This is a genomic window from Vibrio sp. ED004 (genome assembly GCF_023206395.1).
In the GTDB taxonomy this organism is placed as follows: Bacteria; Pseudomonadota; Gammaproteobacteria; order Enterobacterales; family Vibrionaceae; genus Vibrio.
Genome location: NZ_CP066149.1, coordinates 1,110,224 through 1,135,734, shown reverse-complemented (window position 1 = coordinate 1,135,734; position 25,511 = coordinate 1,110,224). Strand labels below are relative to the sequence as shown.

Here is a 25,511-nt window from a genome sequence, read left to right as displayed (position 1 = left end):
CTGTGATGCCAGATCTGCTCGCTGGCGTAGAAACACACACTCAACTTATTCTAAAGGCCGCTCCCGGTGCAGGTAAGTCAACATTCTTCCCTTTACAACTGGTTAAGACCAATGCCGTTCAAGGCAAAATTATCATGCTTGAACCTAGGCGTTTGGCGGCAAGAAACATTGCGACTTACTTGGCGAGCCAATTGGGAGAGAAGGTCGGGGAGAGCATAGGTTTTAGAGTTCGTGGTGAATCTAAAACCAGCAGTGCAACGCGCTTGGAGATCGTGACCGAAGGGATCATGACGAGAATGATCCAAACCGACCCTGAACTGACCGGGGTGGATATGGTGATCTTCGATGAGTTTCACGAACGAAGCATTCATGCCGATACCGCTTTGGCTTTTAGCCTAGAGATCCAAGAGGCGCTACGTGATGATCTGAAAGTGGTTGTGATGTCGGCAACCTTAGATCAACAAGCGCTGCAGTCTTTATTGCCGAATGCCAAATATGTTGAATCTCAAGGTCGTACTTTCCCGGTCGACTTCCGCTATCAACCCCTGAATACCAATGAATATTTAGCTCCAAAAATGGCGAATGTGATTCGTTCTTTGATGGAGAAGGAATCCGGTTCGTTGCTAGCATTCTTGCCTGGAGTGTCTGCGATTAAGCAGGTGGAGTCGCAACTAGAACAACTCTCTAGCGATATCGATGTGTGCCCTTTGTATGGTCAACTCAGCTTTCCTCAACAGCAGAAAGCGATAGCACCATCTGAGAAAGAACGACGAAAAGTGGTGTTGGCCACCAATATTGCTGAAACTTCTTTGACCATTGAGGGTGTTCGGTTAGTGGTGGACTCTGGCCTTGAACGAGTCGCCAAGTTTGATTTGAAAACCGGCATCACCAAGCTTGAGCAAGTGAAAATCTCGCAGTCTTCCGCTGAGCAGCGTGCAGGCCGTGCAGGGAGAATTGAAGAAGGTCTGTGTGTTCGCTTGTACAGCGAAACGCAGTTAATGCAGCAACCCGCTGTACCTGAGCCTGAAATTCTACATTCGGACCTTTCTTCGCTGGTGGCTGAATTGACGCAATGGGGCGCTGTAAATGCAGACGAGTTGCAATGGCTAGACGTTCCGCCACAAGCTTCAGTGGAGCAAGCCAAGCAATTGCTGCAAAGCCTTGAGCTATTAGACTGCAATGGCCAATTTACGGCGCTAGGTAAACAGGCCCAGCGTTTAGGCCTTGAGCCACGTATCGCCAGCATGCTGATAAAAGCGCAACAAGGCAGCCAAGCATTGCTGAATGCTGCGATTGTCGCCGCCGCTTTACTTGAAGAGCCTGAACGCAACGTCACCGATATTCAGCATTCGTTGCACCGGCTTAAGCAAAGAAAGCATTCGAAAAACAGCGTGGTGATGCAGCGAGCGAAAAGTCTCGCCAGCAAACTCAATCATCACGTAGATTTGTCACAAGCTGATGAATCATTGTTACCATTAGTGCTTTGTTTTGCATTCCCTGACCGAATAGCTCAAGCGAGAAGCGCAAATAGTAGTGCTTTCCTACTTGCGAACGGTCACGGCGCTGAGGTTCGTGACAATGATCCATTGGCGAACAACGATTACCTCGTGGTGATTGATTTGATGCGCAGCACAGGACGAGCCAGTCAGATTTTCTTGGCAACCGCTGTCGATATTGCGCAGTTAGAAGACGCGTTTCCAAAACTCTTTGCCTGTTCAGATTATGCGGATTGGGATGAAAAACGTGGTCGCTTAGTTGCGGAGCAGCGAGTCTCTTTGGGCAAACTGATTATCAGCACCAAAGCCTTACCTGAGCCGAGTGCGAATCAGGCGAGCCAAGCGCTACTCAATTATATCGCTCGATGTGGGCTTGACCATTTACATTGGGCGCCTGCCGCGAAGCAGTTAGTTGAGCGCGTACGCTGCGCTCAGCTTTGGGTGCCAGAACATGATTGGCCTGCGATGGATAATGCTAGCTTAATTGAAAATCTAGATGCTTGGTTATCGCCGTATTTGAATGGCATAAAGTCAGCAAAAGGGTTGTCGAATGTTTCCATTGAACAAGCACTGTCGGCGTACCTTGGTTGGCCGTTGAATCAAGAAATCGATCAATGGTTACCAATGCACTACGTGATGCCTACAGGCAGTAAAAAAGCGATTCGATACCAATATCAATCGGAGCCTGTGATCTCGGTGCGAATGCAAGAAGTCTTTGGTGAACAAGACTCACCATTGATAGCGCAAGGTCGTAAAAAAGTCGTGCTTGAGTTACTTTCTCCAGCGCAGCGACCACTGCAAATCACTCAAGATTTAGCTGGCTTTTGGGCTGGCGCGTACAAAGAAGTACAAAAAGAGATGAAAGGCCGTTACCCAAAACACCCTTGGCCCGATGATCCTGCTAACCATGTAGCAACCACTAAAACCAAACGACAGTTGAACCGATGATGACCAAAATGTTAACGCCAAAAAAGGCACCACCTAAAAAAGCGCCAGCAAAGAAGTCACCAGCGACTAAAGCCAAGCCTCGAAAACCGAGAGCGGCTGCGAAGAAGGCCAAACCAAGAGCAAAAAAAGCGGGTAACCGAGGCTGGTTGAAGATCCTTTGGGGCATTGCGTGGAAAGCGGGCTTAGCCTTGGCTGCGTTGTTGTTGTTCGTCGGTATCTATCTAGATTCTGTGGTCAAGCAGCGCTTTGAAGGTCAACTGTTTGATTTGCCTACCGTTGTTTATGCTCGCGTGTTGGATCTGTCTCCGGGTACTGCGGTGAGTTTGACACAGGTTAAGAATGAACTGGATGTACTGAATTACCGCAAGGTAAATTCTCCTCGTCACCCGGGTGAGTACTCTTCTTCTTCAACCAAAATAGAGATGATTCGTCGTCCGTTCGAGTTTGTCGATGGGCCGGAAGCTGACCGTCATGTGATGTTGCACTTCAATGGCAATGAATTAACTCGAATCCAGTCGCTAGAGAAAAAAGGCGACATGGGTTATCTGCGTGTTGAACCGAAAATGCTGGGTATGCTTGAGAAAAGTAACGACGAGCAGCGACTGTTCTTAAAACGTAACCAATTCCCAGAAGTGATGGTTGATGCGCTACTGGCGACCGAAGACCGAAACTTCTACCAGCACGATGGGGTTTCGCCATTGGCGATTGCTCGTGCGATGGTGGTAAACGTTAAAGCCGGACGCACGGTACAAGGTGGTAGTACGCTGACTCAACAGTTGGCGAAGAACTTGTTCCTATCTAGTGAGCGCACGCTGTGGCGTAAGGTTCGTGAGGCCTACATTGCACTTATCTTGGATCATCGTTACAGCAAAGACCGCATCTTAGAAGCTTACTTGAACGAGGTTTACCTAGGTCAAAATGGCGGTCAAGCCATCCACGGCTTCGGATTGGCTTCGCGTTTGTACTTCGGTCAACCGATTCAAGAGCTGCGCATCGATCAGCTGGCATTGCTAGTCGGTATGGTGAAAGGGCCATCGTATTACAACCCTGTTCGCTATCCTGAACGTGCTAAGACTCGACGCGATCTGGTTCTTCGCTTGTTGATGCAACAAGATATTTTGACTCCAAGACAGTATGAAGAGGCTGCAAGCCGTGACTTGGATATTCAAGACAATCCACGTATTGCCAGCCGACAACCTGCTTACTTCCAACAGGTAAACATCGAGCTGAAAAAATACGTTGGAGACCGATTTGAAGCCAAGAAAGGGATACGAGTGTTTACCTCTCTTGATCCTGTGTCTCAAGATAAGCTAGAGAAGTCGATTGCGCGTAAAGTTCCGGATTTATCCAAAACCGCAGGTGACAAGCTTGAAGCGGCTGCGATTGCTGTTGATAGAAATACTGGCGAAATCCGTGCGATGGTAGGGGGCAAGCGTACTGGCTACGATGGCTTTAACCGTGCCTTGAACGCAAGTCGTCCTATTGGTTCATTAGTTAAGCCTGCAATCTATCTGACGGCATTAGATCAGCCACAAAAGTACACGCTTGCGACGACCTTGATGGATACACCTCTCAGCTTGAAAGGCAGTAAAGGCAGCGTCTGGAGCCCGAGAAACTTCGATCGTAAGTTCCGCGGAGAGGTGCCTTTGTATGTGGCACTTTCGAAATCTTATAACGTGCCAACGGTACGATTGGGGATACAGCTAGGCATTGATAGTGTCTCGGATACGATTGGAAAACTGGGTGTCGATAAAAATGAGATTCGCCCAGTGCCATCGATGTTCTTGGGTTCATTCTCACTGACTCCGTTCCAGGTTGCGCAGATGTACCAGACAATCACCAACTCTGGCCGTATCGCACCGCTGTCTGCGCTTCGTTCTGTGGTTGATAACGATGGTGAGGTTTTATATCAATCAATCCCTCGCGTATCGCAAAGTGTTGATCAGCAAGCTGCTTGGCTAACAACCTATGCGATGAAACGTGGTGTGTCGGAAGGCACGGGACGTTTCCTACAAGGTCAGTTTGCTTGGGCAGGGTTAGCCGGTAAAACGGGCACCAGTAACGACAGTCGCGATAGTTGGTTTGTTGGGGTTGATGGTCGTGAAGTTACGACGATTTGGCTCGGGCGTGATGACAATAAACCGACTAAACTCACAGGTTCTAGCGGTGCGTTGCGTGTCTATGCCGATTACCTGAAGCTTAGAACACCAGAACAGTTATTGCTGCCTTGGCCGACAGGGATTGCGACCGCCAGCTTTACTCGAACTCCCGAAGGCGCTTTAGAGTTTGAGTGTGATGGTACCGTTAAATTGCCAGTTTGGGATGAAGGCGGGAACATTAAAAAGGGCTGTGAAAGTCAACCAAAACAGTGGCTAAAGAAGCTTTTTCAGTGGTAAAGTCATAACAGAAAACAATGACAAGGATAGTTTAAAGAATGATTTCTCGTTGGTTAGTGAGCAGCTTAGGTGTTGTAGGTACAATGATCAGTTTTCAACTGTTTGCAGCAACTGCGGCGAAGGTTGATTCATCAGAACACGTTGAACTTGCACAAGCTCATAAAAGGCCAACCGTCGCTGTCGTTCTTGCTGGTGGGGGAGCGAAAGGTGCTGCCCACATCGGTGTGCTTAAAGCCTTAGAAGAGATGCAGATCCCAGTCGATTACATCACTGGTACCAGTATGGGCGCCTACGTTGGTGGTCTTTATGCGACAGGGATGAGCGCTGACGAGATTGAAAGTTTTATTTACACGGTTGATTGGAATCGTGGTTATCGCGACCGCGTTAACCGTAGTGATCGCCGTGTGCGTGATAAAGAGTATGAAGATCGTTATCAATTGAACACCGACCTTGGTTTAGGATGGGGGGAAATCAAAGCGAGAAAAGGTGTGGTTCAAGGTCAGAATATGTTGCGTATCCTGCGTGAGACCACCGGCAATCTATCTTCATTCGACTCTTTCGACAACCTTGCTATCCCATACCGTTCAGTAGCTACTGATATCATTGAACTCGAAGAAGTGGTCATTGACCACGGTCACCTCGTTGATGCCATGATGGCGAGTATGTCAGTACCCGGAGCGCTTCCACCTTATGAAGTCGATGGACGAATGCTAGTCGATGGTGGTGTCACCAATAACATGCCTGTGGATGTTGCCCGAGCGATGGGGGCAGACATCGTCATTGCTGTTGATATCAGTACAAACTACAAAAGCAAAGAAGACTTCACTAACTTTCTTGCTGCCGCAGACCAACTCTCTAATTACTTGGTTCAACGCAGTACCCAAGAGCAAGCCGCTACGTTAACAGACCATGATTTCTTCCTCCAACCTGATGTTGGGGAAATGGAAACCACAGAGTTCGATAAAATGCCGACGGCTTATCATGCTGGGTATGAAGCGACTAGGCAGTACACAGAGCAGCTTTCTAAGTTGTCGCTCTCGAATGCAGACTACCAACACTATATTGATGACAAGCAGAAGGCTCGCAGACAGCTGAAGCACGGTGATAAAACCAAGATCGACAAGGTGGTTATCAATAACAACACCCACTATTCAGACAAGCTGCTTGAAAACCGCTTAAACCTCGATGCAGGCCAGGTTCTGAAAACCAGTGAAATCGAATCTAAAGTACAAGATCTCTATGCATTAGATAGATTTGAACTCGTGACTTATGAATTTGAAACGGTTGATGGTGAAGAGCAACTTCATGTAGATGTGAATGAAAAGTCTTGGGGGCCTAATTACCTCAACTTCCGATTCTTTCTTGAGGATGACTTCTCTACCACAAGCCAATACTCGATCGGTCTCTCGGCCAACTTCACCGATATTAACTCACACGGTGCTGAGTTAAGAACGAATGTAGAGATGGGTACGGATAAGCGAATTGAGGCGGAACTTTACTCGCCATTTTTTTCGAGTCATAAGTTGTTCACCTCAGCATTGGTTGTTTACAGCAAGGAAAACAGAAATCTACCAGCAGGAGAGGGCGAGATCGGAGAGCCGACATTAGATGCGACTAAAGATTATCTCCCACTGACTTATAGTGAATATGTCGGTGAATTGGCTTTAGGCTATCAGCCTACGTTGTGGCAAGAGCTTAAATTTGGTGCTCGTTTTACTGATGGGGATTTTGAAGTTTCTTCGCTACCATCTTTTGGTAAAGGAGCGTATACACGTATAGGCGGATTTATTAGTTATCGACTCGATACTTTAGATAATTTTAGTTTGCCAACGGAAGGTTACCTTGTTGATCTTGAGTACCTTGTTTCTCATGATGATTTTGAGGACAACACGTCTGGAGGTAGCCCAGATCTAGCGGCTGAAAGCGATACGGTTTATGAGTTTTCGGCGAATTTCATGGCTGCACAAAGTTATGGAAGACATACTTTAGTCGGAAAGGTCGATTATGGCATTGTGGAGAGTAAAAACTCGGTTTTCCCTATCGATCCTAAAGAGCTAGGTGGTTTCCTTAACCTATCAGGTATCCCAAGAAATAGCTTAATCGGCCAGAACTTAGCGTACACCAGTCTGATCTATCGATATAAGTGGTTTGAAAATGACTTCGGTCTCTTTGAATCACCGTTCTACGTGGGCGCATCCATTGAACATGGTGGTGTCTGGTCGAACAATGATTTAAAGCTTGATGAAGCGCCAATGTACACAGCTGGGTCTGTTTTCGCAGGTGTCGATTCGCCAATTGGACCAATCATATTAGCTTATGGACGAACTGAAGATAACTTCGACTCGGTTTACTTGATTGTAGGAACCTCTTACAAATAATCATGCGCAGAGTCGTCATTTAAGTGCGTAAATAGGCAAAAATAGTGGGACTTTCGTCTTAACTTGCTATGTTGGTCAAAATGATAAGATTTTAATTTAACGTTAAATTTGCTATTCTACCGCCCACAGTTTGGCCTCTATGACGCCGCTCATCAATACAAATTGAATGACAAAAATGGCAATGGAGAGCCAAGTTTCCAAGGATGTTCGCTTCTTTATTTTACTAACAATTATGAAGGTAAGAAGTGAACCGCAATGAGAGGAAAAAAGTCGTGCTTGAAGCCTACCGTAAACACGTCGAAGAACGTGCTGCCGAGGGAGTTGTTCCAAAACCACTAGATGCTGAGCAGGTTGCTGGCCTAGTTGAACTTCTGAAAAATCCACCTCAAGGTGAAGAAGAGATCATTCTTGACCTACTAGAAAACCGCATTCCACCGGGTGTAGATGAAGCTGCTTATGTAAAAGCAGGTTTCCTTACGGCTATCACAAAGGGTGAAGTATCATCTCCGCTAGTAAGCAAAGCAAAAGCTGCAGAATTGCTTGGTACTATGCAAGGTGGTTACAACATCGAATCTCTAGTATCTCTGCTTGATGATGCTGAGCTTGCTCCTATCGCTGTTAAAGCACTGTCTCACACTCTCTTAATGTTCGATGCATTCTACGACGTAGAAGAGAAAGCGAAAGCTGGCAATGCTGCTGCACAACAAGTACTTCAATCTTGGGCTGATGCTGAATGGTTTACAGCGAAAGATAAAGTAGCAGAAAAAATCACAGTAAAAGTATTTAAAGTCACTGGTGAAACGAATACCGATGACCTATCTCCAGCGCCAGATGCATGGTCACGTCCTGATATCCCAGTACACGCAAAAGCGATGCTGAAAATGGAACGTGAAGGCATTACTCCTGATGACCAGGGTAACGTTGGTCCAATTACTCAAATTGAAGAACTGCAAAAAGATGGCATTCCACTTGCCTACGTTGGTGATGTTGTTGGTACAGGTTCTTCTCGTAAATCTGCGACAAACTCAGTGCTTTGGTTCATGGGTGAAGATATCCCATTCGTACCAAACAAACGCACTGGCGGTGTTTGTCTAGGTGGTAAAATTGCTCCAATCTTCTACAACACAATGGAAGATTCAGGCGCACTACCTATCGAACTGAACGTACAAGACATGAACATGGGCGATATCATTGATATCTACCCGTACGAAGGTGTTGTTCACAAAAACGGTTCTGTGATTTCAAACTTCGAACTCAGCAAAGTTCTTCTAGATGAAGTTCGTGCTGGTGGTCGTATTCCACTGATCATCGGTCGTGGTCTAACAGGTCGTGCTCGTGACTCTCTAGGTCTAGCTGAAACTGATATGTTTGCTAAACCAATTGATCCTTCTGCTTCAGATAAAGGCTACACGCTTGCTCAGAAGATGGTAGGTAAAGCATGTGGTGTTGAAGGCGTTCGCGCTGGTCAATACTGTGAGCCGAAGATGACAACCGTAGGTTCTCAAGATACGACGGGTCCTATGACGCGTGATGAACTTAAAGACCTTGCGTGTCTTGGCTTCTCTGCGGATCTAGTGATGCAGTCTTTCTGTCACACATCGGCATACCCGAAACCAGTTGACGTAAACACGCACCACACGCTACCTGATTTCATCATGAACCGTGCGGGTGTTTCACTGCGTCCGGGTGATGGTGTTATCCACTCATGGCTAAACCGTATGCTTCTTCCTGATACTGTTGGTACAGGTGGTGACTCGCATACTCGTTTCCCATTAGGTATTTCGTTCCCTGCGGGTTCAGGTCTAGTCGCGTTCGCGGCGGCAACGGGTGTTATGCCACTTGATATGCCTGAATCTATTTTGGTTCGTTTTAAAGGTGAAATGCAGCCAGGTATCACGCTACGTGACCTAGTACACGCAATTCCTCTATACGGCATCAAGCAAGGTCTACTGACCGTAGAGAAAGCAGGTAAGATCAACGAGTTCTCTGGTCGTGTACTAGAAATTGAAGGTGTTGAGCACCTATCTGTTGAACAAGCATTCGAACTTTCTGATGCATCTGCTGAGCGTTCTGCTGCTGGTTGTACGGTTAAGCTTTCTGAAGAGTCTATCTCTGAGTACTTGAACTCGAATATCGTGATGCTTAAGTGGATGATCGCTGAAGGTTACGGTGATGTTCGTACTATCGAACGTCGTATTACAGCAATGGAAGAGTGGCTAGCGAACCCTGAGTTACTTGCTGCTGATTCAGATGCTGAATACGCTCATGTTATCGAGATCGACCTTGCTGACATCGATCAACCAATCCTATGTGCTCCAAACGATCCAGATGATGCTCGTCTTCTTTCTGACGTTCAAGGTACTGAGATTCAAGAAGTGTTCATCGGTTCTTGTATGACGAACATCGGTCATTTCCGTGCTGCAGGTAAGATGCTTGAAGAGTTCAATGGCTCTCTAAACACTCGCCTATGGGTTGCTCCGCCAACTAAGATGGATAAAGACCAGCTGACAGAAGAAGGCTACTACGGCATCTTCGGCCGTGCTGGGGTTCGTATCGAAACTCCAGGTTGTTCACTGTGTATGGGTAACCAAGCACGTGTTGCAGATAAGTCGACAGTAATGTCTACGTCTACTCGTAACTTCCCGAACCGTTTGGGTACTGGTGCGAATGTTTACCTAGCTTCTGCTGAACTTTCTGCGGTTGGTGCGATTCTTGGTCGTATCCCAACGAAAGAAGAGTACCTTGAGTACGCAGAGAAGATTAATGCAACGGCTGCAGATACATACCGCTACCTGAACTTCCATAAAATGGGTCAGTACACGGAAAAAGCAGATACAGTTATTTTCCAAGAACCAGCATAACCGCTGACTGATTGAGTAACTTGCTGAACGCCTTCTATTCGTAGAGGGCGTTTTTTTATGTCTGAATGTTCGGTGACGAGCGACTCGATCTCTTGATGACTTCGCTATATACTCTCGCCTCATTTTTAACCCTATCTGCAGTTACTGCGTGGAGCCACTATGGAATTCGAATTTACAAGAAACACTCTAATGGGTGAGTACTACGTAAAATGCAGCATGGGACACGAGATCGTTGGCCGCTGGTTACAAGAAGAGATCGGTAAAGATAAGCAGAAACTGGATCATGTGATGGCGCTTATTGAGCAATCTCGACAGGATCTGAGCAATGAAGTGACCTTGCTTGGTAAAGAGATCAGCTTAGCGATCAATGAAGACGAAGTGACGATTCAAGAAAACGTACTTGGCCACGAGCAAGAGATGGAAGAGGGCAGTGAGTTCGACTTTTATAACTGCGAGAGCCAAGCAAGCTGTGGCATCGATGACTTCGAGTTGTTGATTGAGCGCTGGATGGAGTTTCTAGGTTACTAGTCTTTTATTTTCTAAGCTCGATATTCTGTTTCTATTTTTAGCTTTGAAGACCTTGTTGCCCAAAACAGGAGCAACAATAGTGCAACGCATTAAGATAGTGAAAAGGCCGCACCATATTGGTGCGGCCTTTTTTGTTATTACGGCTTTATTATTATCATACCCTTTAAAATCAAACATTTAACTTTTTGGCACGCTACTTGGATTGTAATAAGAGAATTAACGGATTAAGTGAAGAATTTAAGGAACGAATATGAAACTAATAAATGCCATTGTTAAGCCATTCAAATTAGATGATGTACGTGAAGCACTCTCTGATGTGGGTATTGAAGGTATGACGGTCTCTGAAGTGAAAGGCTTTGGTCGTCAAAAAGGCCACACTGAATTGTACCGTGGTGCGGAATACCAAGTAGATTTCCTACCAAAGGTAAAACTAGAGATAGCTACTCAAGCTGAAAATGTTGACCGAGTTGTTGAAGCGATTAGCCAAGCGGCACACACCGGAAAAATCGGCGATGGCAAAATTTTTGTGTATGACCTAAGCCAAGCCGTACGAATTCGTACTGGTGAAATGGATGCTGAAGCACTTTAAAGAATTACAAGGACTGGAGACTTTAATATGGAACTTACAACAACAGTAACGGAACTACGTTACGCACTAGACACTTTTTTCTTCCTCATTTCAGGTGCGTTAGTAATGTGGATGGCAGCAGGCTTCGCGATGTTAGAAGCTGGCCTAGTTCGTTCAAAGAACACCACAGAAATTTTAACTAAGAACATCTGCTTGTACGCGATTGCTTGTACTGCTTTCTTAGTTGTTGGTTACAACATTATGTATGTAGATAACGGTGAAGGCGGTTGGTTGCCATCATTCGGTACTCTGATTGGTACTCAAGGTGAAGGTGCAGATCACTCTTTAGAATCAGACTTCTTCTTCCAGGTAGTATTCGTTGCAACAGCAATGTCTGTGGTATCTGGTGCGGTTGCTGAGCGTATGAAGCTTTGGTCATTCCTAATCTTCTCAGTAGTGCTAACAGCGTTCATTTACCCTGTTGAAGGTTACTGGACTTGGGGCGGTGGTTTCCTATCAGAAGCAGGTTTCAGTGACTTTGCTGGTTCAGGTATTGTACACATGGCTGGTGCAGCTGCTGCATTAGCAGGTGTTCTACTACTAGGTGCTCGTAAAGGTAAATACGGTAAGAACGGTGAAATCTACCCAATCCCTGGTTCAAACATGCCGCTTGCAACATTAGGTACATTTATCCTTTGGTTCGGTTGGTTCGGTTTCAACGGCGGTTCTCAACTAATGGTTTCAGACTTCGAGAACGCGACAGCAGTGGGTCAAATCTTCCTTAACACCAACGCAGCAGCAGCAGCGGGTGCAATTGCAGCGCTACTAGTATGTAAAACAACTTGGGGTAAAGCAGACCTAACAATGATTCTTAACGGCGCATTAGCTGGCCTAGTAGCAATCACTGCAGACCCTCTATCACCATCACCTCTATTTGCAGTAGCAATTGGTTCGGTATCTGGCGCATTGGTTGTATTCAGCATCATCGCTCTAGACAAAGCTAAGATTGATGATCCAGTAGGTGCTATCTCAGTACACGGTGTGTGTGGTTTCTTCGGTCTAATGGCTGTGCCACTAAGCAACGCTGATGCAACATTCGGTGCTCAACTACTAGGTGCTGCAGTAATCTTTGCTTGGGTATTTGGTGCGAGTCTAGCGGTATGGGCTGTGCTTAAAGCGACAATCGGTATCCGTGTAAGTGAAGACGAAGAGCTGGAAGGAATGGACATGCACGATTGTGGTGTAGGCGCTTACCCAGAATTTGTGTCGGTAAAATGACGTCGCTATTGGGTTGTTAAGCTATAGGTAACATACCCAAACAAAACGAAATTAAGTTTAAACGAACAAACCCCACACCTGAATGGTTGTGGGGTTTTCTGTTTGTATGGACGAGCTATAAGACCTTTATAAAGTCGAAATTCGGTATAGCAATCTTGAAGTAACGACAATGTTTACAGAAATAAATTGTTACAAAAGTGGGAGGGTGAAGGGGCAGACCAGGCTATTTTTTTGTCAGACGTCATTGTAATTATGTTACTGATGAATATAATAACGCAACTGATATACATTATCATTTCGATATAAAGGATTTTACAATGAAGAAACTGCTAACACTTTCAGCTCTAGCGTGCGGTGTAATTGCCCCGACAGCAATGGCTGCGGAAGAAGTAAACGTATACTCTTACCGTCAACCTTTCCTTGTTGAGCCAATGTTTAACGAGTTCACAAAAGAGACTGGCATTAAAGTAAACGTTAAGTTTGCTAAAAAAGGTTTAGCAGAGAAGTTAGCTCAAGAGGGTGAATACAGCCCAGCTGACGTTGTCTTAACTGTAGATATCAGCCGTCTATCTGAACTAACTAAACAAGGCCTAGTTCAATCTGTAGAGAGCGATGTACTTGAAAAGAACATCCCTGCTCAATACCAAGATACAGATAACGAGTGGTTCGCACTAACAACTCGTACACGTAGCGTTTATTCGTCACGTGACCGTGTTGGTCGTCTAGGTGAAGAGTTCACTTACGAAGATCTAACTAAGCCTGAATTTAAAGGTAAAATCTGTACTCGTAGTGGTAAGCACCCATACAATGTTTCTCTAGTGTCTTCGATGATTGCTCACAAGGGTGAAGCTGAAACGAAAGAATGGCTAGAAGGCGTAAAAGCAAACCTAGCACGTAAGCCTCAAGGCAACGACCGCGCGCAAGTTAAAGCGATTAAAGAAGGTCTATGTGATGTTGCTCTTGGTAACAGCTACTACCTAGGTAAGATGGTTAACGATAAAGAGCAAAAAGCTTGGGCTGACTCTGTTTACATTAACTTCCCTAACCAAGAGACGACAGGTACTCACGTAAACATCTCTGGTATGGCAATGGCTAAATACTCTCCAAATGAAGAGAATGCCGTTAAGCTGATGGAATTCCTATCTGGTAACACAGCGCAAAGCATGTACGCAGAAGTGAACTACGAATACCCAGTGAAAGCAGACGTTAAACCTTCTGAGCTTGTTGCTTCATGGGGCGAGTTCAAAGCGGATACTATTTCTCTAGATGAAATTGCAAACCACCACGCGGCTGCAATCAAGCTATTAGATGAAGTTAAGTTCGATCTATAATTTATTACGGTAGGCTTCGGCCAAAGTAAAATGACAACCTCAAGTCGCCATTTTGGCTGCTTGGGGTTGTTTGTTATTGGAAAATCACTTTTTGATACAAAGCACCCCACTGATCCCTTGAGTTATTAGCATCTCACCTTGAAGTCATTAGAGTATATGGGTATAAATAACCCCACCATTAAAAGGATATGAGATGTATTTGCAAATGCATTTGTGTTTCATTAAGCCTCGTTGTAGTTAGGCGATGAAAGAAAAGAATTATTTATGGAACACCAGTAGCGGCATTATTGCGGTATTACTGGTTTTACCAATCTTAGCGATTTTTACGACGGCTGTTGGAGAAACAGATGAGCTATTTTCTCATCTGATGTCCACCGTGATGCCTACCTATGTCTACAATACGGTGGTTTTAGTCATAGGAACCATGTTCCTGTCTTTAGTTTTTGGTATTCCGTCTGCTTGGGTTATGGCAATGTGCCGTGTTCCAGGAGAGCGCGTTTTGCAGTGGGCACTCGTCCTGCCATTAGCAATGCCTGGCTATATTGTTGGGTATATCTTTACCGATTGGTTCGACTTTGCCGGTCCTGTTCAGGTTCTATTGCGAGACCTTACTGGGTGGGGACCCGGTGAGTATTGGTTTCCGGATATTAGAACCTTATCCGGCGCTATTATTGTTCTGTCACTCGTTCTCTATCCTTATGTTTATTTGTTGTGCCGCGCGGCATTTATGGAACAAAACGTATCCTTATTGCAATCCGCTCGTTTGCTAAAATGCTCACCTTGGGAAAGCTTCCGTCGTATCTCCTTACCACTTGTTCGTCCATCAATGGCGGTCGGTTTATCGCTTGTTGCAATGGAAACCATCGGTGATTTTGGCACGGTGAGCTACTTTGCGGTAAATACCTTAACGACCGCGGTGTATGACACGTGGCTTGGCTACTCTAGCTTGACCGCTGCCGCTAAGATCTCAGCCATTATGCTGATTATCGTAATAATGCTGTTGAGCTCTGAACGTTACAGTCGTCGTAAGCAGAAACTGTTTCAAAACCAATTTAGTAGCCGAGAAGATTTCCGTTATAACTTAGTCGGTTGGAAGAAGTGGCTAGCACTGCTTTGGTGCTGGGGATTAGTTTGCGTTGCATTCTTGTTTCCGCTTGGTCAGCTGATTATTTATGCCTACAAATATTTTGCTCAAAGCTGGACCCCGGAATTCAGAGAGTATGCCCTTAACAGCCTTTATGTATCGGTGGTTGCTGCGATTATTGGCGTGATTATCGCGATGGTTGTTAACTTCAATCAACGCGTTAGCCCGAACAAGAAAAATCAAGCTTATATGCGTCTCGCTTCGATGGGCTATGCCGTCCCAGGCACGGTGTTAGCTATTGGTGTGATGGTACCTGTTCTATTCATGGATCATTTAGTCAATGACATTGCGAAAGTGATGGAGTGGGGGCGACCTGGTTTGATCTTCTCTGGTTCCATGTTCGCGCTAATCTTTGCGATGGTGGTGCGCTTTTCGGCAGTCGCAATCGGCAGTATTGAAAGTAGCTTGAGTAAAGTATCCCCTTCATTGGATATGGCTTCTAAAACCATGGGTTGTAATACCAATCAGATGTTACGCCGTGTTCATTTACCTTTGATTAAACGTGGTGCATTGATCGCTGGTTTATTGGTGTTTATCGAATCAATGAAAGAGTTGAATGCGGCATTGCTGCTGCGTCCTTTCAACTTCGAAACATTGGCGACTTATGTTTATAACTATGCCTCAGATGAGCACCTAGAATTGGCGGCGATGCCTGCTGTATTATTGGTGTTGGTGGGTTTAATTCCTCTGATCATCGTAAACCGTTCCTTGGAGCAGAAAAACTAATGAGTTGTGCATTATCAATTAAAGATCTGACTTGTAAGTATGAGTCGCAAACCATTTTGGAAGCGCTCTCGTTAGAAGTCGAGCATGGTGAAATTGTTTGTTTGCTTGGTGCAAGTGGATGCGGAAAAACCACCTTACTTAAGGCGATTGCGGGCTTACTCCCATTGAGTAGTGGTATGATGAGTTTGAACTGTCAAACCATTGATGATGGTGCTAATTGGTTACCGCCAGAGCAACGTAATATCGGTATGATTTTCCAAGATTACGCGCTGTTCCCACATCTGACGGTAAATCAGAACGTGGCATTTGGCCTGCGTGATATGTCTGAGCAAGAGAAGAAAGCAAAGGTTCAAGAGATGCTTGAGCTCGTTCATCTTGATCAATACGGCGATCGCTACCCACATCAATTGTCTGGTGGTCAGCAACAACGTGTCGCTATTGCACGCTCTTTGGCTTATAAACCAGACCTATTGTTGCTGGATGAACCCTTCTCGAACATTGATACTCAAGTGCGTCATGAGCTGATCTCTCAGATTCGTAAGATCTTTAAGAAGCAGGGTGTGACGGCAATCTTTGTTACACACAGCCGTGAAGAAGCATTTGCTTTTTCGGATAAAATGGCTGTGATGAATCATGGTGTGATTGAACAGTATGGTTCGGCATCTGAGTTGTACTTCCACCCATCAAGCAAGTTTGTGGCTGATTTCTTAGGTGGTGGTAGCTACTTGAATGCACAACGTATTTCAGACAACGAATTTGAAACCAGCTTAGGCCTGATTGAAGCGAAAGCACAAACAGAGATTGAGGTGGGTACGGATTGCGCGTTGTTGTTAAGACCTCAACATATTGTTGCAAGCCATGATGACGACAGCAATCTGTCTGTATTGGAGCAGCAATTCATGGGCGACCATTGCCGCTATGTGATTGAAGCCAATGGTCAGAAGTTATTAGCAACCTCGTCAGAAGCGCTTGAAGTCGGTATGCCAGTCACTGTGAAAGTAGACACCAAAGGCGTGCTGGCGTTCTAACTCAGTTTAGTCGCTAGCTAGACCCACTAAATCCTACTCAGTTAAGCAATAGCAGTTAGCCATAAAAAAGCCCAGCACTTTAATCTAAAGTACTGGGCAAGAGTTCTTCATCTATAGGCTTTAACAAGGCAGTGATTTGTTAAGTCCCATCCAAAACTGCTGCACTCTATAAGCCTATAGAGAGAGGAAGTCTTTCACTTTTTGAAGAACACGTTCTGCAGTGTCTTTGTCTTCCATTTCTGCGAAGATTCGTAGTAATGGCTCTGTTCCTGAGAAACGAGCAATTACCCAGCCGCCATTCTTGAAGTACACCTTGGCACCATCTTCATAGCTGACTTTTTCAATTTCATATTCAAATTCAGGCAGTTGTTTCTCAACGTAGATCTTGGTGTAGAGTGCTTCTTTCTCCGAAGGCTTGAATTTGCAATCTCCCTCTGCCGTATAGGCATAGCCGTACTTAGAGTAGATTTCATCAAGCAGTTCAGACAACTTCTTCCCAGTCACACTGATCATCTCAACCAGTAGGCTTGAGGCGAAGACACCATCTTTACCCTTGATGTGACCACGAATGGTTAAACCACCTGAGCTTTCACCACCAATCAAAGAATCATCAGCTTCCATTTGTGAGCTGATATGCTTAAAGCCTACTGGAACCTCAAAGCTCTTCTCGCCATGATCTGCCGCGACTTTATCGAGTAGGTGTGTGGTTGCGATGTTACGAACCGCTGAGCCTTTCCAGCCTTTGTATTCCAACAAGTAGTAGTAAAGCAGTAGCAGCACTTCGTTAGGGTGAATGAAGTGACCTTTCTCATCGATGATGCCCAAACGGTCTGCATCGCCATCGGTACCAATACCAATGTCATAACCTTCTGCTGCGACTAAATGCTTCAAGCGATACAGTGTTGCAGCGCTTGGAGAAGGCATTAGGCCGCCGAAGTCTGGGTTCTTGCCATCGTTGATCACGTCGACATCACAACGACCGTTGATAAGAACCGTTTGCAGAGCGTTTTTCGCCACACCAAACATTGGGTCGATCAGTACGCGTAGATTCGCTTTCTTAATCGATTCAATATCGATGGCATTAATGATGGAATCAACAAAGGCGTTCATCGGGTTAATGATTTCGATCTCTTTGTCATTCAACGCTTGCTCGAAATCGACACGAATAACATCTTCGTTGGTTAAGGTTGCGATTTGCTGTTCGATCTTCTCGGTGATGATCTCATCAGCATCACGGCCACCTTCAATGAAGATTTTAATGCCGTTGTAGTCCGCTGGATTGTGAGAAGCGGTAATACATGCCGAGTAGGTGCAGCCCATCTCTTTCGCTTGGAACATCACGATAGGAGTTGGAACGAACTTATCGATGAAGCTCACTTTGATGTTGTTAGCCGTTAATACTTCAGCAAACCAACATGCGGCTTTATCTGAAAGGAAGCGACGGTCATAGCCGATCACAAATCCGTTTTTGGCTGCATTTTCATTGTTGATGATGTTTGCGAGTGCTTGCGCTACAAGACGAACATTTTCTCTCGTGAACTCTTCACCAATTAAAGCGCGCCAGCCACCTGTACCAAATTTAATCATTAGAAAATCCTTTTAGTCTCATTGTCTCAAGCCTGTAAAGACTTGAGACAAGAGCTGTTCGTTAAATTGAGTGACTAGCCTAGAACAACGACAACATCGTTCACGCTGCCTTCTGCTTGTACTGGAATTGCACCTTCAACTGACTCACCGTTGATAGTGATAGAAGCAACGCCTTTGCTTACTGCATTCGGGTTTTGCACTGTGATGTTGTAAGTCGCACCGCGCCATTGACGAGTAACTTCGAATTCTGGCCAATCCGTCGGAATACAAGGATCGACAGTTAAGCCTTCGAAGCCTGTTCGAACACCAAGAATGAAGTTGGTTACCGCAAAGTAAGCCCAACCAGAAGTACCTGTTAACCATGGGTGGTTTGCACGGCCGTGGTCTTGGTGGTCTTTACCCATGATGAACTGCACGTACGAGTATGGTTCTGCGTAACGTGTTTCAATCATGTCGTTTTGGTTGTACGGGTTAAGTGCATCGTAGAATTTCATCGCACGGTCGCCACGGCCAAGTTTCGCTTCTGCTACCCAAGCCCATGGGTTCGGGTGAGAGAAGATAGCGCCATTCTCTTTTACGCCTTGGTACACGCGAGTTACGAAGCCGATGTCATCGTTTGGTGTAGCGAACGATGGAGAGTTTAGGTGTAGGCCGTATTCAGAGAATAGGTTCTCATCAACTGCGTCCATCGCTTTCTCTCCGCGCTCTTGAGAAACAGCACCAGACAGAACTGCTAGTGTGTTTGACTCAAGGTGTACACGACCTTCAGTTTGCTGAGCTGTACCGATCTTGTCGCCATTCTTTGTTAGACCACGGATGTACCAGCCGCCTTCGTCATCCCAAAGGTGTGTTTCACACGCTTCACGAACGTTCGCTGCCATTTCAGTGTATTTAGTAACATCAGCATCGTTATTGCGGAACTTAGCCAGGTCTAAGAACTCTTGCAGAGCCCAGAAGTGTAGGAATGAAACCATTGAAGATTCACCGCCACCTAGGTTCAAACAGTCATTCCAGTCAGCACGTAGACCTTTACAGATACCGGTTTGACCTACGTATTCAGCAGAGAAGTTCAGTGCCGCTTTCATGTGTTCGTAAACAGTCGCTTCGCCGCCGTCTGCGTATGGAATTACTTCATCAAAGAAGTCGTGCTCACCAGTTTCCATCACGTATTTGATGATGGTTGGTACGATCCACAAGTGATCATCAGAACAAGTGTCGTCAATGCCGTGGATCTTGTCGTCATCTGACGGCGTTGGAACAACCGTTGGTGATTTTGAAGGTTCAACGTCAGCTTTCTCTGGATCGAACCAGTCAGGATCGAACAAGTGTAGACCGTAGCCCGCTTTCACTTGGCCGCGAAGCAGGTCGATAATACGCTTCTTGGTCATTTTTGGGTTGGCATGAGGTACTGAGATAGCATCTTGCGCCGTATCACGGTAACCAAGGCCGGTACGACCGCCAACTTCGATGAATGATGCAAAGCGTGACCAAACCACACAGGTTTCCGCTTGGTATAGCGTCCATGTGTTGATCATGGTGTCTAAGCCTTCGTTTGGAGACTTAACTTGGAATTTGTTGCAACGCTCGTCCCAGTGATCTTTGATGCCTTGGAACGCCGCATCTACGTTTGCTGTGTCTTGGTATTTTTCACGTAGGCGTTCACCATTGCCTTTACCGATACCTAGTACATATGCAAAGCGAACTTCTTCACCCGGTTGAATCGTAAATTGCTTGTGTAGAGAGCCACAGTGGTTGTAACAGGTTTGAGCGCTGTTCGAACATTTACCGTTTTCAACTGCAATTGGGTTAGCTTCATCACGGTACATGCCTAGGAAGTTGTCACGTTGACCGTCGTAGCTGTCTGGTGAGAAGGTTGACGCTAGGTAGTAGAAGCCTTCAAAGTCGTTAGTGTTGTAGTACAGGTCGTACTCTAATACACCTTCTTGGTAAGACGTGCCTGCTGAGTACAAAGACATCTGGTGATTCTGGTTATCCGATTGGATGTGACTGAACGAGAACTCAACAAATGAGAATGTGCTGATAGTACGAGGCTTATCAGTGTTGTTCTTTAGGACAACGTCCCAAACTTCTGCATCTTCGCCTTTAGGTACGAATAGTGTTTTGGTCGCGGTAATGCCGCTGTATTCACACTTGAACTTTGAATATGACAGGCCGTGACGAACTTCGTAATTCGCTTCATCTAGACTTTTTGCCACAGGCTGCCAAGAGATAGACCAGTAATCACCTGTCTCATCATCACGCAGGTAAACATAGTGTCCTGGGCGGTCAAAGGTGCCGTTTGGACGGAATTTACTAACACGGTTGTATTCCGGAGAATTGTAGAACGAGTAACCGCCCGCATTGTGCGAAATCACGGTACAAAACTTTTCAGTACCTAGGTAGTTGGTCCAAGGTGCTGGTACATCAGGGCGAGTGATGACGTATTCGCGATTGTCGTTATCGAAATAGCCGTATTTCATTGTCATTTCCTTTTTAACAAACTGCATCTATGCAGCTAATTTTTAAATAGTGATGCTGAGTTTTATTAGACTGAGCACCTTAATTTGAGTCAGCAATCACTTGATGTGAGTGTGCTGTGGTTTTGTTTTATTCAGCTTTCCAAGGGTTGCGATAATCAACATTGAGCCTGTCGAGTAGTGGCAAGTGACCCTTTAGGCGAGATAGGTAATCTAGCCAGTTTCGGTTGTTTTTATGTGTCCAACATCCTTCAGCTAAAGCGCTAATTCTTGGAAATACCATGTAATCCATACGCTTTTGGTTGGTGACGATCTCACACCATAAAGCACACTGAATTCCGCGGATCCGCTTACGAATTGGGTCGTTGTCGGATATCTCAGCAAGCGCTTCGTAGGTATAAGCTTGTTCTAATGGGATAACGGCAGCCCAATCTACGCCCGGCTCTTCCGGTGCATAATCTTGGGTCATGTCGAGATAGGTAAATTGTGCAGGTTGCAGTACCACATCAAAGCCTTGGCGTGCACAGTTCACAGCGGCCTCTTCGCTGAGCCACGAGTAGATGATGGTCTCTTTGCTCACCTTGTCGCCGTGCTGTGCTTCTTCCCAGCCGACCATGCGCTTGCCGAGTTGCTTAAGTTTGTTCTCGGCATAGCGGAATAGGTGACCTTGCAAGTCTTTGCTGTCTTGGTACTGATGCTCTTTCATTAGCGCTTGAGCGGCAGGGCTGTTAGTCCACACGCCCGGTGGTACTTCGTCTGCGCCCATGTGAATCAATTCGCTAGGGAATAGCTCTGCAACTTCTTCAATAACCGCATCTAAGAATTGGTAAGTGCCTGGCAAGCCTGGGTTTAGCACATTGTCGTTGTAGTGCTGAATACTCTTGTATTGAGTGGTGTCAGCTTGCTCTACCAACATCTCAGGCAGTGATTTGATCGCGGCGCGGCAGTGTCCCGGGATATCGATCTCAGGGATAACCGTGATGCTGCGCTGTTCTGCGTATTCAATGACTTCACGAATCTGTTGCTGTGTGTAGAAGCCGCCATAGTTTTCTGCAATATGGGTATATTGCGGTTCCAATGCATGATCAGGACCACGCCAAGCACCGATTTCAGTGAGTTGAGGTAGTCTCTTTATCTCGATTCTCCAACCTTCATCATCGGTTAGGTGCCAATGAAAAACGTTGAACTTGTAGTGCGCTAATTGGTTGATTAAGCGCTTCACTTGCTCCACTGAATGGAAGTGACGAGCGCAGTCCAACATCATGCCACGGTATTTGAAGCGTGGTTGGTCGGCGATTTTGCAGCATGGCACAGAGAAGCTTTCGGCATCCTGTTGTTGAACCAATTGAATCAGACTTGCCACGGCGTGTGTGAAACCAGATTGGCTGCCTGATTCAACAATTATCTGTTGTTCAATAATGAGGAGTTTGTATTCGGCTTCGTCTAAAGTCGGGTTACTGCGAAACAGAATGTTGCCGCTTTTTTCTGCTGGAAGCAGATTCGAAATCGACAGTTCAAAGGTTGAGAGTAATTCTTGTTTTAGCCAAGTGACGGCTTTATCTGCAAGGTGAGATTGAACCTCAATCTTGCATTTACTATTTAACGCGAAGCTACCTTGCTTAAGTTCGATCTGGTTCGACTGAGGAATTAATGCCACCTCAGCAGCGTTCACTTCAGGTATCTGATTGCGTTCACGGTATGGCGAAGCCAAAAAAATCGGTGATATCGCGACAGGCAGTACCGATGTTTCTCCATCATGATGTGATTGGATAAATGCATCATTAAGGCCATCAGAATAGAAGCGAAATGGGGCGCTTTGAATGCTGAATTCAAGGTAGTAATGGTTGTTCGCTTCTAACACTGACGAACTTGGTTTGAACGAACAAAAGCTGCCAACTTGAGTTAGCTCGCCTTGCGACAGACTCTCCTGAAGGATGAATCGGTCAAACGCAAAATGCAGTGACCAATCTGTTACGTCAAGATCACTTAAGTTATGTACCGTAAGGCCAAATCGGCAGTTATTTTTTTGTTCAGAAAGAACAGCTAAGTCGATGCGATAATTCATATAACTTCCCTGCTAAGCCTGTTGATACAAGTTGTGTTGTGGTTTACCGGCAAACATCAATGCGCCTTCGATAGCGTCAAATTGAGGTTCAACGATCCATTGTTGTACTGGTGGTGATAGCCAGTTGAGAATGCGCTCAGCGATACTGCCCATCAGGCATACCTTGTCCGCACCTTTGCGATGAAGTGCTAGCACAAACATTTCGATGTCAGCTGCGGTTTGCTTGAGCATCTCGATAGCTAGCTCATCGCCTTCGTTAGCGAGTTGAAAAATCACTGGCGAGAATTGACCGTAGTCTTTTGGAATAGCGCCTTTGGACCATTCGACGATGGCATCAACATCATTGCCAAAGTGGTTCATCACGTGTTGAGTCAGTGGTGTCTTGTTGCGAATACCATCTTCAGCAAGCAGAACTTGTTGAATCAAGCGAAGGCCCATCACAGCACCGCCACCTTGGTCAGAAATTGGGAATTCACGACCGCCAACCACGTGCTGCTCACCATCTTGTAGGTAGATGCCGCATGAGCCAGTTCCACCTATCATGATCGCGCCGTTTTGGCCATTGTGGGCACCAATACAAGCACCGTAAGCGTCAGTGTTGAGCGTCATACTTGCGAAAGGGTGTGGTTGAGCCATGAAATCGAACCATACCGATTTTTGCTCAGCGCCAGCCAGTGCAAGGCCGACATGCATATTGGAAAAATGATTTGAGTCGAGTTGCCCTTGTTGTGCCGCTTGAGTAATCGCATCAACAATTGAGCTCATCGCAACATCAACACCCAAAAGGATGTTGGCACTGCCACTTTTCGCTTCACCAATGAGTGCGCCTTGGTTATCACGAATACGCGCACGACAAGAAGTGCCACCACCATCAATACCTACGTAGTAAAGAGTCATGATTATTGCTCCTTACACTGTGTTAAGAAATTGAACTGCGCAGCGGTTGCCAATAGGAACCAAGCGCCGTGAGGGATCCATTGCTCGCCCCAGCGCCAGTTTTGGAGCATGTCATCTTTTTGCGCTGGTGGATTGAATGCAATGTCTTGATCATCTTCAAAACCTGCAGTGATGCCGTTACAGATACCGCCCTTTGCATTGAAAAAACCAAGTTGCGGTAGGTAGTCAGGGTTGTTATGACCATGACCATCAAGCATGCACATGTGGTATGGATTGAGGCCTAAAATCCAATCTAGGCTGTTCTGTGAAAGTTGGATTAAACGCTTTTGAAGTTCGCTGTCTTGAATGTGTGGCTGAGCTAAGTACGCCATGGTTGCGATTGAACCAAGACGTGCGTTCTCGCCTTGCCACCAGTAGCCTGTTTCGTTCTTCTGAGCGACGAAGAAAGCATCGCGCTTATCACCATCAACATTTTTAACGTACTGTCTTGGGTAGCCAAATGGGTTGGTGACTTTATCGGTGATGTTGATTTCGAACTGACACGCTTGTTCAACAACAATGCGAGCTTGTTCTTGCAGCTCTGTATCGGTTTCATTGTCGATGTACTCACATAGAGCTATTACTGGAAGGCCGGCTTCAGCTGCATGAAAGTATGGGCGAGAGCCATCAGAGTTTGCTGACCAGAAGTGCTCAAATGAATCATCTGACTGTTGGCGAGAGATTAAACGAGTTGCCCAAGTCCTTGCTTCTGAAAGGTATTGTTCGTCTTGTGTTACTCGGTACAGCTCATTGGCTGCGAGTAGGGCGCAATACTCATCAATGATGTTCTCTTCACCATCGTTTAGGTATTGCAGGTTGTACTCTTTAAGATGCCAGTAACCTTTGGTTGCGGTATCAAGATAGGTTTGGCTAGAGTAGCTGCCTGAAACTTCAAGCTCAGAAGCCGCTGCGAGTGCCGCAATTGCCACACCTGCACCTTGTCGATACCCTGCTTGCAAATCTGTTGATTTATGGCCTTCTTGAGTGGCGTACGCGCAGATATCGCGTTGGTTGATATCTTTGCTCCACTTGTCGAATACTGTCATGTAGAAGTATCCAGTCGCGTCTTGCATACGAACCAAGAAATCAGCACCGAATAGCGCTTCTTCTGTTAGGCGAGTCATGGAGAATTTAGGGAAGTCTGGATTGTTGCTGGTTAAGCGCACGCTTTTAAGCATGTTCCAAACCACCATAGGAATCTGTTGCGGGTTGAGGTAGTTGCCATAAGACAGGTGGCTAAAGTACTTACTTACATCACCTGATGCATCGTACCAACCACCATGGACATCGACGTATCTGTCGGTGCCGAGAATTTGTGCTTGTCGATCTTTTTTGTCAAAAGTACCGCCACAACGTTGAGACTTAAAGTAATGAAGCACATCAGAAAAGGTGTGGTTCATTAATAGGTTGCTGCCAATCTCAAACACTTCTGAGCGTAGGTTATCAAAGCGCATGTAGTAGCGGCCGGATTCGGTAAATGAACTGAAATCGATTGTGAAGAATTGTCCTTGATGCCAGTTTGCTACGCGGCCTTGTTTTACAACATCAAAGTTGCCCACGGTAATGTGGTTGTCTGCACACACCAAAAGTGCAGTCGTACTCGATAAACGAGCCTTTTTAGTTTGTAAGATCGCCTGCTTGGGAGCCGAAGATTCGTAGCCAATATGGTTGGTCAATAACAGCATCAATGTTCTCCAAAGGTCCTAGTTTCTTTTGGCTAGGTACCTGAATTAGTTTGGATATGAGTAGTTAGGGTCCGCAGAC

The 25,511-nt window shown here is 45.8% G+C and carries 15 protein-coding genes; 10 read left to right on the top strand and 5 right to left on the bottom strand.

Going from position 1 to position 25,511, the window contains the following annotated elements:
• Positions 1-5 precede the first annotated feature (5 nt).
• The 10 genes from hrpB (at position 6) to ITG10_RS04795 (ending at position 16,682) form a co-directional block, all read left to right on the top strand.
• Positions 6-2,444, top strand: a complete 2,439-nt coding sequence (gene hrpB / locus ITG10_RS04840) for an ATP-dependent helicase HrpB (RefSeq protein WP_017633246.1) — start codon at positions 6-8, stop codon at positions 2,442-2,444.
• Positions 2,441-4,840, top strand: a complete 2,400-nt coding sequence (mrcB, locus tag ITG10_RS04835; protein ID WP_248386735.1) for a penicillin-binding protein 1B — start codon at positions 2,441-2,443, stop codon at positions 4,838-4,840. Before hrpB ends, mrcB begins: the two co-directional genes overlap by 4 nt.
• A 38-nt stretch (positions 4,841-4,878) precedes the next feature.
• A complete protein-coding gene (locus ITG10_RS04830; protein WP_017633249.1) occupies positions 4,879-7,218 on the top strand; it encodes a patatin-like phospholipase family protein in 2,340 nt (779 codons plus the stop codon).
• A gap of 272 nt (positions 7,219-7,490) precedes the next feature.
• Complete coding sequence (acnB, locus tag ITG10_RS04825; RefSeq protein WP_248386733.1) at positions 7,491-10,079, top strand: bifunctional aconitate hydratase 2/2-methylisocitrate dehydratase; 2,589 nt, start codon at positions 7,491-7,493, stop codon at positions 10,077-10,079.
• A 159-nt stretch (positions 10,080-10,238) separates the two neighbouring features.
• Positions 10,239-10,607 (top strand): YacL family protein, encoded by a 369-nt coding sequence (locus tag ITG10_RS04820; protein WP_017633250.1) that lies wholly within the window; start codon positions 10,239-10,241, stop codon positions 10,605-10,607.
• 250 nt (positions 10,608-10,857) lie between these two features.
• A complete protein-coding gene (glnK, locus tag ITG10_RS04815) occupies positions 10,858-11,196 on the top strand; it encodes a P-II family nitrogen regulator (RefSeq protein ID WP_004738200.1) in 339 nt (112 codons plus the stop codon).
• Positions 11,197-11,223: 27 nt separating this feature from the next.
• A complete protein-coding gene (locus ITG10_RS04810; protein ID WP_017633251.1) occupies positions 11,224-12,453 on the top strand; it encodes an ammonium transporter in 1,230 nt (409 codons plus the stop codon).
• Between the two features lie 317 nt (positions 12,454-12,770).
• Positions 12,771-13,784, top strand: coding sequence for a Fe(3+) ABC transporter substrate-binding protein (locus ITG10_RS04805; protein WP_017633252.1), 1,014 nt, complete (start codon positions 12,771-12,773; stop codon positions 13,782-13,784).
• Between the two features lie 244 nt (positions 13,785-14,028).
• On the top strand, positions 14,029-15,654 hold the full coding sequence (locus ITG10_RS04800; protein ID WP_017633253.1) for an iron ABC transporter permease: 1,626 nt from the start codon (positions 14,029-14,031) through the stop codon (positions 15,652-15,654).
• Entirely contained in the window at positions 15,654-16,682 is a 1,029-nt protein-coding gene (locus tag ITG10_RS04795) for an ABC transporter ATP-binding protein (protein WP_017633254.1), read from the top strand. The genes ITG10_RS04800 and ITG10_RS04795 overlap by 1 nt, the downstream gene beginning before the upstream one ends.
• A 174-nt stretch (positions 16,683-16,856) precedes the next feature.
• On the opposite strand, the gene ITG10_RS04790 is transcribed toward ITG10_RS04795, so the two are convergent.
• The 5 genes from ITG10_RS04790 to ITG10_RS04770 all read right to left on the bottom strand — a co-directional run bounded on the left by ITG10_RS04790 (position 16,857) and on the right by ITG10_RS04770 (position 25,432).
• Entirely contained in the window at positions 16,857-18,269 is a 1,413-nt protein-coding gene (locus ITG10_RS04790; RefSeq protein ID WP_017633255.1) for a phosphoglucomutase/phosphomannomutase family protein, read from the bottom strand.
• Between the two features lie 74 nt (positions 18,270-18,343).
• On the bottom strand, positions 18,344-20,749 hold the full coding sequence (locus tag ITG10_RS04785) for a N,N'-diacetylchitobiose phosphorylase (protein WP_017633256.1): 2,406 nt from the start codon (positions 20,747-20,749) through the stop codon (positions 18,344-18,346).
• 127 nt (positions 20,750-20,876) lie between these two features.
• Positions 20,877-22,811 (bottom strand): family 20 glycosylhydrolase, encoded by a 1,935-nt coding sequence (locus tag ITG10_RS04780; protein ID WP_017633257.1) that lies wholly within the window; start codon positions 22,809-22,811, stop codon positions 20,877-20,879.
• 12 nt (positions 22,812-22,823) lie between these two features.
• On the bottom strand, positions 22,824-23,708 hold the full coding sequence (locus tag ITG10_RS04775) for an N-acetylglucosamine kinase (protein ID WP_017633258.1): 885 nt from the start codon (positions 23,706-23,708) through the stop codon (positions 22,824-22,826).
• A 2-nt stretch (positions 23,709-23,710) separates the two neighbouring features.
• On the bottom strand, positions 23,711-25,432 hold the full coding sequence (locus ITG10_RS04770; RefSeq protein ID WP_017633259.1) for a glycoside hydrolase family 9 protein: 1,722 nt from the start codon (positions 25,430-25,432) through the stop codon (positions 23,711-23,713).
• Positions 25,433-25,511 lie beyond the last annotated feature (79 nt).